This window comes from Edwardsiella piscicida (genome assembly GCF_021733145.1).
GTDB lineage: Bacteria > Pseudomonadota > Gammaproteobacteria > Enterobacterales > Enterobacteriaceae > Edwardsiella > Edwardsiella piscicida.
On the sequence record NZ_CP090968.1, the window covers coordinates 3,551,408 to 3,564,905 of the forward strand.

12 protein-coding genes are annotated in these 13,498 nt (G+C 59.3%); 5 read left to right on the forward strand and 7 right to left on the reverse strand.

Translation table 11 applies throughout. From position 1 onward, the window contains the following. Positions 1–67 precede the first annotated feature (67 nt). Positions 68–541, reverse strand: a complete 474-nt coding sequence (locus L1P05_RS16175; RefSeq protein ID WP_015462484.1) for an HIT family protein — start codon at positions 539–541, stop codon at positions 68–70. A gap of 165 nt (positions 542–706) precedes the next feature. On the opposite strand from L1P05_RS16175, the gene L1P05_RS16180 reads away from it, so the two are divergent. Continuing rightward, a complete protein-coding gene (locus L1P05_RS16180; protein ID WP_012850163.1) occupies positions 707–1,549 on the forward strand; it encodes a 23S rRNA (adenine(2030)-N(6))-methyltransferase RlmJ in 843 nt (280 codons plus the stop codon). Positions 1,550–1,726: 177 nt separating this feature from the next. Further along, complete coding sequence (gene gorA / locus L1P05_RS16185) at positions 1,727–3,079, forward strand: glutathione-disulfide reductase (protein ID WP_012850164.1); 1,353 nt, start codon at positions 1,727–1,729, stop codon at positions 3,077–3,079. Positions 3,080–3,140: 61 nt separating this feature from the next. Here gorA and L1P05_RS16190 read toward each other — a convergent pair whose 3' ends face one another. After that, positions 3,141–4,733 (reverse strand): methyl-accepting chemotaxis protein, encoded by a 1,593-nt coding sequence (locus L1P05_RS16190; protein WP_012850165.1) that lies wholly within the window; start codon positions 4,731–4,733, stop codon positions 3,141–3,143. A gap of 297 nt (positions 4,734–5,030) precedes the next feature. After that, complete coding sequence (locus L1P05_RS16195) at positions 5,031–5,417, reverse strand: short-chain dehydrogenase (protein WP_225857399.1); 387 nt, start codon at positions 5,415–5,417, stop codon at positions 5,031–5,033. A gap of 227 nt (positions 5,418–5,644) precedes the next feature. Here L1P05_RS16195 and ddlA point away from each other — a divergent pair, with 227 nt between their 5' ends. After that, positions 5,645–6,748: a D-alanine--D-alanine ligase gene (gene ddlA / locus L1P05_RS16200; RefSeq protein ID WP_015683503.1), complete on the forward strand. Its 1,104-nt coding sequence runs from the start codon at positions 5,645–5,647 to the stop codon at positions 6,746–6,748. A gap of 38 nt (positions 6,749–6,786) precedes the next feature. Here ddlA and L1P05_RS16205 read toward each other — a convergent pair whose 3' ends face one another. Together L1P05_RS16205 and L1P05_RS16210 are read right to left on the reverse strand one after the other, a co-directional pair. Then, a complete protein-coding gene (locus L1P05_RS16205; protein ID WP_012850169.1) occupies positions 6,787–7,380 on the reverse strand; it encodes a response regulator transcription factor in 594 nt (197 codons plus the stop codon). Positions 7,381–7,948: 568 nt separating this feature from the next. Beyond that, positions 7,949–8,842: a LysR family transcriptional regulator gene (locus L1P05_RS16210; protein WP_034168641.1), complete on the reverse strand. Its 894-nt coding sequence runs from the start codon at positions 8,840–8,842 to the stop codon at positions 7,949–7,951. Positions 8,843–9,094: 252 nt separating this feature from the next. On the opposite strand from L1P05_RS16210, the gene L1P05_RS16215 reads away from it, so the two are divergent. Then, positions 9,095–9,868, forward strand: a complete 774-nt coding sequence (locus tag L1P05_RS16215; RefSeq protein ID WP_012850171.1) for a CDP-diacylglycerol diphosphatase — start codon at positions 9,095–9,097, stop codon at positions 9,866–9,868. Here L1P05_RS16215 and pdeH read toward each other — a convergent pair. Beyond that, positions 9,865–10,638: a cyclic-guanylate-specific phosphodiesterase gene (gene pdeH, locus L1P05_RS16220; RefSeq protein WP_012850172.1), complete on the reverse strand. Its 774-nt coding sequence runs from the start codon at positions 10,636–10,638 to the stop codon at positions 9,865–9,867. The genes L1P05_RS16215 and pdeH overlap by 4 nt on opposite strands. 277 nt (positions 10,639–10,915) lie before the next feature. On the opposite strand from pdeH, the gene kdgK reads away from it, so the two are divergent. Beyond that, positions 10,916–11,845: a 2-dehydro-3-deoxygluconokinase gene (gene kdgK / locus L1P05_RS16225; RefSeq protein WP_012850174.1), complete on the forward strand. Its 930-nt coding sequence runs from the start codon at positions 10,916–10,918 to the stop codon at positions 11,843–11,845. A gap of 73 nt (positions 11,846–11,918) precedes the next feature. Here the strand turns inward: kdgK and L1P05_RS16230 are convergent, their stop codons facing one another. After that, the gene (locus L1P05_RS16230) at positions 11,919–13,451 is read right to left on the reverse strand and encodes a M16 family metallopeptidase (protein WP_012850175.1); all 1,533 of its coding nucleotides are present in this window, start codon (positions 13,449–13,451) and stop codon (positions 11,919–11,921) included. Positions 13,452–13,498 lie beyond the last annotated feature (47 nt).

The window sequence follows — 13,498 nt, forward strand, 5'->3', positions numbered from 1 at the left end:
TAAAATAAGGCGTATTGAAACTAGGATGGGGACTGCGGCGCAGAAAATCAATCTCTGCGCGCACGGTCTAGGGGGTCGCGGCGGCGGCAACGCACCGAATATGCTGTGCCAGCTCGGCCAGTCGTGCGTCATCGGCGCGCGGGGCATCGTGGGAGGAGAGGTAGCCTTCATAGCGGGTAAAGAAGCGCTGGCTGCGCGTCTCTATCGGCCGCCACTCGTCCATATTGGCGGTGCCGTGCATCGGGAACAGCTTGCTGTGAACGTGATCCACGCCAAACCCCTCAAAAAACATGCCGCAGCGGCCCACGTCCTCAAAGGCGGCATCGAGCAGCCGAGCCACCGTCTTGGTCGCCAGCATCAGGCGCGTCAGCGCGTCATCAGGCATATCGAACGCATAGCTAGGGTAATGGCGCTTGGGGATCACCACGCTGAACCCGTCCGTATTGGGATAGATAGACAGGAAAGCCAGATGCGCGTCATCTTCCCAGATCTTATGGCACGGCGCCTCGCCGCGTACTATTTGACAAAAAATACAGCACATCACCTTCGCCTCTTCTCAACGGCGGCGCGCGGGTTTATCACGCCTCGGCTCATGAAATGGGGTATACTTTATCCAATATCGCGCCGCGCCGGTTTCTGCCTGCCGCGGCCGCATCAATCAGGCTTCATTTTTAACCCGAACGACTCACCAGAAGCAAACCACCCTATGTTAAGTTACCGTCACAGTTTTCATGCCGGCAACCACGCCGACGTTCTCAAGCACACCGTCCAAAGCCTGATCATCGCGGCGCTTAAGGAAAAGGACAAACCGTTCCTGTACCTCGATACCCACGCCGGCGCCGGGCGCTATCTGCTCAGCGGCGAACATGCCGAGAAGACCGGCGAATACCTGGAGGGGATCGCCCGCTTATGGCAGCGCGACGATCTGCCGGAGGCGCTGACGCCGTATATGGACGCCGTGCGCCACTTCAACCGCGCCGGCCAGCTGCGCTATTACCCGGGCTCTCCGCTGATCGCCCGTCAGCTGCTGCGCGAGCAGGATCGTCTGCACCTGAGCGAGCTGCATCCCAGCGACTTTCCGCTGCTGCGCGCCGAATTCCAGAAAGACGAGCGCGCCCGGGTCGTCCGTGAAAATGGCTACCAGCAGCTCAAGTCTCAGCTGCCGCCGGCGACACGGCGCGGCCTGATCCTGATCGATCCGCCCTATGAGCTGAAGAGCGACTATCAGGATGTGGTGAAAGGGATCCAGGAGGGGCACAAACGCTTTGCCACCGGTACCTATGCACTGTGGTACCCGGTGGTGCTGCGTCAGAACATCAGGCGCATGGTCCATGCCCTGGAGGAGACCGGCATCCGCCGTATCCTGCAGATTGAGCTGGCGGTACGCCCGGACAGCGATCAGCGCGGGATGACCGCCTCCGGGATGATCGTCATCAATCCGCCGTGGAAGCTGGAAGAGCAGATGCGCAGCCTGCTGCCTTGGCTGCACCAAGCGCTGGTTCCGCAGGGAACCGGCCACGCCAGCGTCAGCTGGATCGTCCCAGAGTAATTCCACGCGCTTCATACGGAATTTGTGCCCTGCCGACGGCAAGATTTTGCCGTCGGCCCACCGCAGCGTTACACTCCAAAGCAAACCTGCAAATAGCGGCGGTATCTCGCCATCCTGTCTCCGGCAGAGGGACTTTGCGGGGCAAATCCGATTTGTTGATAACGCTGAGACATCCCTATGACTAAACATTATGACTATCTCGCCATCGGCGGCGGCAGCGGCGGTATCGCCTCCATCAATCGGGCGGCGATGTACGGCCGCACGTGTGCGCTGATCGAAGCCAACGCGCTGGGCGGCACCTGTGTCAACGTGGGCTGCGTACCGAAGAAGGTGATGTGGCACGCCGCGCAGATCGCTGAGGCCATCAAGCTGTATGGCCCGGACTACGGCTTTGACACCACGCTCAACCGCTTCGACTGGCAGCGCCTGATCGACAGCCGCAGCGCCTATATCGAGCGGATTCATCAGTCCTATCAGCGCGGTCTGGGAAATAATAAAGTCGACGTTATCCAAGGATTTGCCACCTTTATTGACGCCCACACGGTCGAGGTCAACGGCGAGCGCATCAGCGCCGACCATATTCTCATCGCCACCGGGGGACGGCCGGCGCACCCGGATATCCCGGGCGCAGAATATGGTATCGACTCCGACGGCTTCTTTGCCCTTGACGCACTGCCGCAGCGCGTCGCCATCGTTGGCGCGGGCTACATCGCGGTCGAGATCGCCGGGGTGCTCAACGCGCTGGGCGCCGAAACCCACCTGTTTGTCCGTAAGCATGCGCCGCTGCGCAGCTTCGACAGTCTGATCGTCGATACCCTGCTGGAGGTGATGCACAGCGAAGGGCCTCAGCTGCATACCCACAGCGTACCGCAGTCGGTGGTTAAGAACGCGGACGGCAGCCTGACGCTGACGCTGGAAAACGGCCATCGCCAGACCGTCGATTGCCTGATCTGGGCCATCGGCCGCGATCCGAATACCGACCGCCTCAACCTGGGCGCCGCCGGGGTCGCCACCGACGCCAACGGCTATATTCCGGTGGATGCGTTCCAGAATACCAACGTTCCCGGCATCTACGCCGTCGGGGACAATACCGGCGCCGTCGAGCTGACGCCGGTCGCCGTCGCCGCCGGGCGGCGCCTCTCTGAGCGTCTGTTCAACAACAAGCCGCAGGAGCATCTGGACTACAGCAATATTCCCACCGTGGTCTTCAGCCACCCGCCGATCGGTACCGTGGGGCTGACCGAAGCGCAGGCGCGCGCGCAGTACGGCGATGAACAGATTAAGGTCTACACCTCCTCATTTACCGCCATGTACAGCGCAGTCACCCAGCACCGTCAGCCGTGCCGCATGAAGCTGGTGTGCCAGGGGGCAGATGAACGGATCGTCGGGATCCACGGGATCGGCTTCGGTATGGATGAAATGCTGCAGGGCTTCGCCGTGGCGCTGAAGATGGGGGCGACCAAACGGGACTTCGACAATACCGTGGCCATCCATCCGACGGCCTCGGAGGAGTTTGTCACCATGCGTTAAGCGTGGGGGACGCCATCAACGGGCCGGCCGATGCCGGCCCGTTCTGTTTTAAGGACGAGCGTTAGGCCGTGGTAGCTCTGGCATCGCTGCCGGTGCTGTCCCCCGGCAGGGTAAAGAGAGCCACCGCCTGGGACAGGCCGCAGGCCCGCTCCTCCAGCGATGTGGCGGACGCGGCGGACTGCTGCACCAGCGCGGCGTTCTGCTGGGTGACCTGCTCCATCTCGCTTACCGCCTGACTCACCTGCGCGATCCCCAGGCTCTGTTCGTCAGAAGCCGCCGCGATCTCGGCAATAATCCCGGTGACCCGCTGAGCGGCCCCGACCACCGACTGCATCGTCTCTCCCGCCTGCGTCGCCTGCTGGGAGCCGGTATCGATGCGCCGAACCGAATCCTCGATCAGCGTGCGGATCTCACGCGCCGCCTGGGCGCTACGCTGAGCCAGGCTACGTACCTCGCCGGCCACCACGGCAAAGCCGCGCCCCTGCTCTCCGGCGCGCGCCGCCTCTACCGCCGCATTGAGCGCCAGAATATTGGTCTGGAAGGCAATGGAGTCAATCACCCCGGTAATGCTGGCGATTTTACGTGAGCTGTCGGCGATTTCGCCCATCGTCGTAACGACCTGGCCGACCTCTGTCCCGCCCTGATCCGCCGTCGCGGAGGCGCTGCTGGCCAGCTGGCTAGCCTGGCGAGCGTTATCGGCATTCTGACGCACCGTGGCCGTTAACTGCTCCATACTGGCGGCCGTCTCCTCTAGCGCCGCCGCCTGCTGCTCGGTGCGCGACGACAGATCCGCATTGCCGACGGTAATGTCACCGCTGCCGTGCAGCAGGGCATCGGCACCGCCGCGCACCTGGCCGACGATCGAAATCAATGCCTGCTGCATTTCGCTGATGCTGCGCGCCAGGCTCCCCAGCTCGTTGCGCCCGCCCGCCAGCGTCGCCGACAGATCGCCGGCGGTCAGGCGGCGCAAATGCGCGTGCAGCTGGGCCAGCGGCCGCAGCAGGATCCCGCGCGCCGCCGCCCCGGCCAGGATGATTAACAGCACGACCGCCAGCGCGATCCCGGCCAATGTCCACACCATGCGCTCAAAGCTGCGCTGGTTGGCGTCGATCCCCTGCTGCAGCAGGCCATGATTCTGGGCGCGCCACTGCGCATAAATCTCCGCCATGGCATCCTGCGCCGCCTGGGTTTCCAGATTGCCGTAGGCCGGATAGTCGCCGGCGCGCAGATAGCGCGAGGAATCGCGCAGCAGGCTATACAGCGCCGTGAAACGACGCTCAACCTCCGCCGCGAGGGCGGCGTCCTGCCCGGGCAGCCGCGGCGCGGCGCGGTAGTTTTTGAAGTAGCCTTCGGCGCTGTCCAGCGAAGCGTTCGCCGCATCCAGCAACGGGCCGATTTCAGCCTGCGCCACCCCGGCATTTTGCTGCTTCAGGTAGCGGATCGCGACCCGGTTAATGGTCACTCGCGTCATCACCAGCGTCTGCCAGCCATCGGCCAGCTGCTCCTGCTGATAGCTCAGCGCTCGCGACTGCGAGAAGTTGTCCCGATCCTGCGCAATCGCCGTATAGAACAGACGCCCGGAAAGTCCCTGTAGCAGGGTAAATATAGCCAATAAGACGATAATCCCCGTAATAACCCTGACGTTTTTAAACATGCCGTTTCCTAAGTCCTTTAATGGTATGTATCTGACAAGGATATATCGGCAGGGGCGGGAGAAAATTCGCGATATTAGTCACATAAACACATATTCAGCGTTTATTTTTTTAGTTTTAAAAGCAGGGAAATATATATTTTTTGTTAAAAAATCATTCAGTTACAGAACACCCTTGGCACAGCCTCACCGCGGGCGGATACGTCATCATGCTTATTGATTCAAATACAATGAGTTATGACAAAACATATAATTTTAATCAGATTAATCAATTAAGTTTAATTAAATTTATTAAAACCATCACTCATCGCTCAACGCATCCGCCGGCATCGGGCACCCCGCCGGCGCAGCGAGAGAGACGGTGCGCAGACGCGTCACCCGGATCACCCGATCGTAGTCGGCCGGGAAGCCTTCGCTGCCTTTCCCCTCATCCACTCCGTCGAACTCAACATACACGCGGGGATAGGGCTGGTTGAACTGGTTGCGCTGGCGAGCTATCAGGCTCTCTGCCGCACGCAGCTGGCCATCGTTGGCATACAGCCAGGCATCGGGCCCGCCGCCGCAGGGCGTGAACCCACTCACCTCAAAGCCCTCGCTGTACATCCCGCGAAACGTGGGCTCCAGCGTCGTATCGCTGCACCCCGCCAGCAGCATCGCCAATCCCAGCATACATCCCGATCGTCTCATATCCCGCTCCTGCTTCGCACTCTATCAATAGACCCAGCATATGCCATCGCAGGTTAACCGCGTATCAATCTCAGCGCACTCCGCACCGTTCCAGACATATCTTAGGGCGCACCCGCCGGTAAAATGCGCCAATTTGCACGGGTAGCGGCGACAAAGGGTTGGCGTTTACCCGGTTCAGCGATATGGTAAAACCTATTTTATTTTTGGTGAGTTATACGGGTTGGGTAATGGCAAAAATTCGCGTTGGCATTGTGTTCGGCGGTCAATCCTGCGAGCACGAGGTTTCTCTTCAATCAGCAAAAAATATTGTTGAAGCGATCGATCAATCACGTTTTGACGTAACGCTTATCGGCATTGATAAGCAGGGATACTGGCATCTGTGCGGCGGGCAGGACTACCTGAACCACGCCCAGGACCCACAGCACATCGCCCTGAACCATTCAGAACGTCGTCTGGCGGTGATCCCCGGCGCGACCCAGGGACAGCTGATCGATAGCGCCAGCGGCGAACCTCTGCCCTCGCTGGACGTTATTTTTCCCATCGTACACGGCACCCAGGGCGAGGACGGCTGCCTGCAGGGCATGCTGAAAATGCTGAATCTGCCCTTCGTCGGCTCCGACGTCATCGGCTCCGCCGCCTGCATGGATAAAGAGGTGTGCAAACGCCTGCTGCGCGATGCGGGCCTGCCGATCACCCCCTTCGTCACGCTGACCCGCGCCACGCAGGCCAACTACGACTATGAAACGCTGCGCAGCCAGCTGGGCGAGACGCTGTTTGTCAAACCGGCCAATCAGGGCTCCTCCGTCGGCGTCAGTAAGGTTCGTAACGCAGATGAATATCACCGCGCGATTGCCGACGCGCTGCGCTTCGACCATAAGGTGATCGTCGAACGCGGCGTGGTTGGGCGTGAGATTGAATGTGCCATCCTCGGTAACGAAGCAGCGCAGGCCAGCGTCTGTGGAGAGATCGTCCTGCACAGCGACTTCTACTCCTATGACAGCAAGTACATCAGCGCACAGGGCGCTCAGGTGGTCGTGCCGGCGGCGATGGCGCCCGAAGCCAGCGAACGCGTCCGTCATACCGCCCTGCGCGCGTTTCAGGCGCTGGAGTGCCGCGGCCTGGCGCGCGTCGATGTCTTCCTGACTGAAGATAATGAAGTCATTATCAATGAGATCAACACGCTGCCTGGATTCACCAATATCAGCATGTATCCCAAGCTGTGGCAGGCCAGCGGCATCGGCTATCAGGCGCTGATCACCCGACTGATCGAGCTGGCGCTAGAGCGCCACCGCCTGGACAGCCAGCTGTGCCGGGCGACGGGCAGCTGCTAATCCTGTGGTTCAGAGCCTGCGTTGCAGGCTCTTTTTTTTTACGAAATATCGTGAATAAAGCTTAAGAAGTCGCTCTTACGCAGCAGCGATAGCTTCTCCCGGAACTGGCGCAGTTTGCTGTAGACCGATTTATCGGCCGTATGCATCTTGGCCGCAATGCACTTCACTCGGACTCCGCTCATCACATTATCCAGAATGGTGAACGTCTCCTCCGTCACCCGTCCCGGTCCATTCGACGACATAAATGTCTGTCTCACCTGCGGAGTAATGAAACGCTGCCCGCTCAGGATCTGACGCAGGGCCCCCTCGATAGCGCTCAGGGGCGCCTTTTTATGGATAAAGCTGGCGTTATCGATCAGCCGCAGAAAATTAAGGGTATGCGCGGGCTGCCGGGCGGTCCAAAACACCACCCGATAGGCCTGATAGCCGGACTGCGCCGCTAAATTACGCACCAGCTGAAACAGAGAGTGGCTCAGGCTGTTCAGATCGATAAACAGCATCCTTTCACGTCGATCGTCCAGCACGGCGCCCTGTCCTCCCGGCGCAATGTGCGATAGCAGCGCGCGAACGCCGGAAATAAACATATCATCGCCGGAGAGAATGTGAATCGCCGCGCGATCGGTGTTAATCATTACTGCTTCAGATAAACACGTTGATAATGAATGCATAATCTTATCCCTGTCGATACCAAAATGGCGAGTTACCCTTATGGGCCGCTGATAAAACCGCCAAAGCGCATCAGCGTCATAAACTGACCAAAATGGTGAAGCTTGACTAACGGGTATATAGGGATCGCACCAATTGCTATCCTCTATCGACGCATCCCTATTACTTTACCCGCGATATCAAATACCGTTTAACTGCATATTATTATGCTATTTAAAATCAGCCGTACGTGACACAACAACACTCCCTTTCGAAAATACACTTTGCACAAATCGAAAAGTGATTGAGTTAATCGCATAAAACCCTACGCAGAACAGTCAATAATGAGCATCGCGCGGGCTTCATATTGATAGCTATAATTAACATTAAGTGTCTAATAATGTTTCCTACCTCTACTACTCCGATAATAAATCATACAAATAAGAATAATCATCGCCATGACGGGTTACGCCAGGCGATGGATAAATTAAAAGATGGGGATCATCTAGAAATGAAAAAACAGGCTATCGCCTGTTTTTTCATTGCGTATGGACGCTACTCACCGGCGCGGGTGCGTAGAATATCTATCAATTCGATAATGCAGGGATCGGTCGTCCGGCTTTTATGATAGTGCGCATATATGGTTCCCATAGAGCGTCCCTGGGGGTGATCCAATACCTGAATCTCAACCAGGCGCGCAAACTCTTGGGCAAACCGCTTGCCACACAGCAGGATATAATCGCTGGAGGCCACCATCATCATCAGATTCAGCAGCGATGAACTGGAGTAGATCGGCGCCTTGCGATGGGGATTCAGCACCTCGTCATCCTCAAACAGCGATGGCCACATCGTCAGGCTCAGATAGTCCTCCTGCGCCAGCTGATCCAGCGTAAACCCCGGGCCGATACGGGGATGCCCCACCCGACACAGCACCGCGGGCTGTACATCGAATACGGGCACATTGGTAATCATCCAGTCTGCATATTTCTGCGGCGTAAAGCTGATATCGATTTTCCGCGAACGCAGTCGACTGATATCCCGGGTTAGATCACCATCATGGGTTTCCGTCATCAGCGCCACGCTATCAAAGGGGTAATGGTAATGCTGCAGTAAGCGGGTCAGATAAAACTCCAGCAGCGGAGACATGCTGAGCTTTAATCGGGTCTGACGACGATCGCCCTGATGAATACCGTTGGTTAGATTCGCGGCGTTCTGAATATTATTTAATGCCTGTGCCAGATTAGGCGTAATATTGTACGCTAACGCCGTTGGCTCTAACCCTTGCTTAGTCCGGATAAACAGCGGATCGTTAAATGCGTCACGCATTTTTTTCAACGCGCGGCTAATCGACGCCGTAGAGCTGTCCAACAACTCTGCAGCCAATGTCACACTACGCGTATCCATCACGGTCAGAAAAGTCCGGATAACACTCACATCAACATCGAGCATATTTTTACCTTTGGTCGGCCACCGTAGCAGGATCCGCATATTGAAACGGTCATTGTAAATTCATGCTATTTTTTATGCAATTATCCTATGCTGGCGACAGAGTTCATCGTTAAAATACGCCGTCATCAATCTGATACAGCGGATAAATAGAATCTTTATCCGCACCATAAATTAAGACGCCGAGGTCTGGCGCCAAGCGGCTCTCATAGGGCAAGCGTCCCTCATTTTACACCGCTGTAAACAGGTAACATCATGCAGATCCGTCACCGCTACACATATGGCCTTGCGGCAACGCTGCTGCTGCTGACCGCCGCCGTCGCGCTGCTGCTGTATCATCCGCAGAGCGATGCGCTGTGGCGCATTGTCAGCCAGCAGTGTCTCCCCCACCAGCAGGCGAGCGGCGATCCCGCCCCCTGTGCCTATCTGGACCGCCGTCAGGGCTACGCCCTGCTCAAGGATCGCCGAGGCGCGCTGCAGTACCTGCTGCTGCCCACCGTCCGCAGCAGCGGCATCGACGATCCGCACCTGCTCAACCCGACGACGCCCAACTATATGGCGCTGGCGTGGTACAGCCGCCCGCTGTTAAGCCAGCGTTACGGTCAACCGATAGCCGATAGTCGGCTTTCGCTGACCATCAACTCGCGCGCGGGACGTACCCAAGATCAGCTGCATATTCATCTCTCCTGCACCCGTCAGGCGGTCGTCTCCCAGCTGTGGAAAATCTATCCCACGCTCGGCACGCAGTGGCAGGCGGTCAGCAATGGGATCAATGGTCATCCCTACTGGGCAAGGCGATTGAGCAATGAAACCCTGGCGCGGGAGAGCCCTTTTATTCTGCTCTCTCGCTTAAGCGGGGCGCGTGCGAATATGGCGGCCTATGGCCTGGCGCTGCTGCCGGCGCCGGATGGTCAGCTGATCCTGCTGGCAACCCGCCGGGCGCTGTGGCGCGGCAGTCTGGCCTCGATTGAGGAGATTCAGGACCATCGCTGCCCGCAGCTGTATCCCTCGCCGCCGCACACCGACTAGCCGGCGAAGCGCTGAGGCAATAGGGGAAGACGTTCAAACTGGAGCGGTCGTGACAGGTAGTAGCCCTGGGCCGCACAGGCGTCCGAGCGCTGCACCAGCTGCCAGGCCTGAGCCGTCTCCACCCCTTCTACAATCACTCCGCGCGAATACTGACGCATCATCGCCACCAGCGCCATAAAGAGCTCGGTTCCCTCCTGGGTCTGACACAGCAGGGCAAATACGGCGCGATCCAGCTTGACGAACTCATAGCGAACATCGATGAGCGAAGAGAAGTTCGCCAGGCCGCTGCCAAAGTCATCCAGCCACAGGCGATGCAGATCCGGCAGCCCGTGGATCGGCGCGCTGCCGTGTACGTGCTCCAGCACCTCAAAACGCAAAAACGGCAGTTCGTCGATCAGCGTCGCCGCCTCGGCCTTCTTCTGCAGCGCATGCAGCGCCTGGCCATCCACATTGATGGAGACAAACAGGTCGCGCTGCCCGAAAAAGGCGCGCCAGCGGTGTACCAGGCGCAGCTGTTCCAGCAGCACCTGTAAACGCAGCGACAGCGGAATATTGGCGAAGTAGTGCTCCGGCGAAAGCCGCCGCGTCGGCTGATCCGGGTGAACCACCTGGGTTAGCAGCTCGATGGCCAGCGGGCGACCGCAGGTAGAGTAAATCGGCTGAAAAGTGTATTCCCGTTCACAGGCCTGCCAGTAGGCGCTGCCCAAGGTATCGCTGTGCAGCAACGGCACGGCTCCCGGGCCACCGGATACGATATTGCCAATGTTCATGCATTTCCCATCCGTTGATCTCTAAATAACGGCAGCCTCTGTGCCCCTGCGACGGGGAGCCCCGCAGTGGGGCATATCCTCCCGTACTGCTGTGTTTATCGGCATGTATGACAAAAGCTTTAACCCCGGGCGCAGCCGGCTCCTGGCCCCCGTTCTGCGGGAGGTTTTTAGATCCAAATCATATAAAAACAGAACGTTGTTTTATTTTTATTGACGAGGGTATTTCCCCTCGACACACTAGAGGCCATTTTCTCTGGTTACCACGGGCTGATTTCCCATGACGAGCGCGAAGATTGCCATTATTGGCGAATGCATGATTGAACTGTCACAGAAAGGCGCAGATCTGACGCGCGGATTCGGCGGCGATACCCTGAATACCGCCGTCTACCTGGCCCGTCAGGTGCCGGCCGATCGCCTATCGGTGCACTATGTCACCGCGCTGGGCTGCGACACCTTCAGCGGTGAAATGATCGATGCCTGGCAGCAAGAGGGGCTACAGACGGGTCTGGTTCAGCGCATGAGCGATAAACTGCCGGGGCTGTATGTGATCGAAACCGACGCGCACGGCGAGAGGACGTTCTACTACTGGCGTAATGATGCCGCCGCCCGCTACTGGCTGCAGAGCGTCGAAGCCGATGCTATCTGCGATCGCCTGGCGCAGTTTGACTATCTGTATCTCAGCGGCATCAGCCTGGCCATTCTGGATGACGCCAGCCGTGCGCGCCTGATGCTGCTGCTGCAGCGCTGTCGGGACAACGGCGGCAAGGTTATCTTTGATAATAACTACCGCCCGCGCCTGTGGCAGGGGGTCGAGCAGGCCCGCGGTGCCTATCGCGCCATGCTCGCCTGCACCGACATCGCGTTTCTGACGCTGGACGATGAAGATTTACTCTGGGGACAGCAGCCGCTGGATGCCGTGCTGGAGCGTACTCACGCCCTTGGCGTCAGCGAGGTCGTCATCAAGCGCGGCGCCGATGCCTGCCTGGTCTCCATCGGCGCCCAGCGCGATGAGATCCCGGCGCTCAGACTGGCCAAAGAGCAGGTCATTGACACCACCGCGGCCGGAGACTCCTTCAGCGCGGGCTATCTGTCTGTCCGCCTGCTGGGCGGCGATGTGCAGACGGCGGCGGCCCGGGGACACCTGACGGCCAGCACGGTGATCCAGCACCGCGGTGCCATCATTCCCCGCGACGTCATGCCCGCCTAACCATCCACGGTGGTCCACACAGAACAACGCCGGCTCACGCCGGCGTTGTTCTATCGCACCTACCGCTGCGCACTTACTGCGCCAGCGGCTGGGGCGGCGTAGTCTCGTGGGCCGGATTTTCCGCGGCGGTTGGCGGGGACGGCGGATCCACCGCCTCCGCGGCGACGGCCTCTTCGCCGCCGAGCCCCATCACCCGGTTATACTCCTCCAGCAGGCGGCCCACGTTCTCCTCGGCCTCACCGCGCGGCTGACGCAGCACCACGGCGGGCTCCCGCGACAGCATGATATGCAGCTCTTGGTTAATATCGTCCAGCGTCAGCGCGCTCAGGAACGTCTGGCGCAGCTTCTGATACGCCTCCGGAGCGATGTCCACCACGCCGCTTTGCTGTGAGCGCAGGCGTTGACTCATCAGGATGTCGGTATTGGTTCGCGCATAGGTGGCGAACAGGTGACTCAGCTGATCGTTCTTCTGCCCCAGCAGGGTGTCAAACTCCGGCTGGGTAATCCCATCATCGCGCAGCGCGGACATCTCATCGGCGATAAACGCCAGCGTCTTGCTCAATGACGCCTGAGCCGTCTCTAAATGGATCGCGCACTGCGAGCGCTGATACTGCACCTGGCAGTTAAAGCTCAGGTTCACGCTGCCCTTCAGCGCGCTGTTGGCCAGCACCTGCTGTAGATGCCAGAACAGCGCCTCGCGCGCCAAGTCGCTACGCCAATAGCGCAGCAGCATCTGAGAGTCACGGATCGGCTGCCACGGCGTATCCCAGACCAGCGACAGAATATCCTGCTTGGCGCCATCGGCGATCAGGCTCACCGGCGCCGCGGCCAGCGCCGGCAGCGCCGGCACCGTGGCCGGCGTCTCCCGCTTGCCGCTCAGGGGGCCGAAGGTCTGATTGATCTGTTCGCTCAGCGCCCGGGCATCCACGTTGCCGACCACGTACAGCGTTATCGCATCGGGGGTATACCACTGATGATAAAAGGCCTTCAGCTGCGCCGGCGCCAGCGGAACCGCCGCCGTTCGTCCAGGCTCATGGCCCAGCAGGTTGGAGCCCTTCAGACGGTAGCGCCACCAGGGATCGCCGGCTTCGCCGGGCAGCGCCATCACGCGGCTGTCGCTGCCTTTCAGCGCCTCACCGACCGTCTCGGCATTCACCTGCAGATCGCCGGCGGTATTGGCCAGCCAGCGCAGGGCATCCTTCATCAGATCGGGGCGGTTATTGGGCAGGCTCAGGTTATAGCTGGTGTAATCATACGAGGTGATCGCCGCCGGCATCGGACGCACGGGATCGATTGCCTGCTGCCAAAACGACTGCAGGGCGGTCGCGTCAAGCCCCTTGCCCTGCGCCAGAGCCAGGCGCGGCAGCAGGTGGGCATACCCCACCTGCTGAGGAGACTCCGACAGCGAGCCGGTGTTGACGATCATACGTAGCTCAATACGATCGGATGGACGCTGCGGCGTCGCCAGGATCTGCCAAGAAAAACCGTTCGGCAGCTTGCCCTCCTGCCAGGCCGGATCGGGCTGTAGCGTTTCAGAATGCACGCTGGTACCGACCATGGCCAGCGCCAGCCCACCAACCATCAGACGCAATTTGGTGTATTGCATGTGAACCCCTACTCAAATCGGACAAAAGCGTAGCCCACGCATATAGG

What these genes read in the sequence shown, in the direction of transcription:
- L1P05_RS16175 (WP_015462484.1), bottom strand. Translation starts at nt 541, where the DNA reads ATGTGCTGTATTTTTTGTCAAATAGTACGCGGCGAGGCGCCGTGCCAT.
- L1P05_RS16180 (WP_012850163.1), top strand. Translation starts at nt 707, where the DNA reads ATGTTAAGTTACCGTCACAGTTTTCATGCCGGCAACCACGCCGACGTT.
- gorA (WP_012850164.1), top strand. Translation starts at nt 1,727, where the DNA reads ATGACTAAACATTATGACTATCTCGCCATCGGCGGCGGCAGCGGCGGT.
- L1P05_RS16190 (WP_012850165.1), bottom strand. Translation starts at nt 4,733, where the DNA reads ATGTTTAAAAACGTCAGGGTTATTACGGGGATTATCGTCTTATTGGCT.
- L1P05_RS16195 (WP_225857399.1), bottom strand. Translation starts at nt 5,417, where the DNA reads ATGAGACGATCGGGATGTATGCTGGGATTGGCGATGCTGCTGGCGGGG.
- ddlA (WP_015683503.1), top strand. Translation starts at nt 5,645, where the DNA reads ATGGCAAAAATTCGCGTTGGCATTGTGTTCGGCGGTCAATCCTGCGAG.
- L1P05_RS16205 (WP_012850169.1), bottom strand. Translation starts at nt 7,380, where the DNA reads ATGATTAACACCGATCGCGCGGCGATTCACATTCTCTCCGGCGATGAT.
- L1P05_RS16210 (WP_034168641.1), bottom strand. Translation starts at nt 8,842, where the DNA reads ATGCTCGATGTTGATGTGAGTGTTATCCGGACTTTTCTGACCGTGATG.
- L1P05_RS16215 (WP_012850171.1), top strand. Translation starts at nt 9,095, where the DNA reads ATGCAGATCCGTCACCGCTACACATATGGCCTTGCGGCAACGCTGCTG.
- pdeH (WP_012850172.1), bottom strand. Translation starts at nt 10,638, where the DNA reads ATGAACATTGGCAATATCGTATCCGGTGGCCCGGGAGCCGTGCCGTTG.
- kdgK (WP_012850174.1), top strand. Translation starts at nt 10,916, where the DNA reads ATGACGAGCGCGAAGATTGCCATTATTGGCGAATGCATGATTGAACTG.
- L1P05_RS16230 (WP_012850175.1), bottom strand. Translation starts at nt 13,451, where the DNA reads ATGCAATACACCAAATTGCGTCTGATGGTTGGTGGGCTGGCGCTGGCC.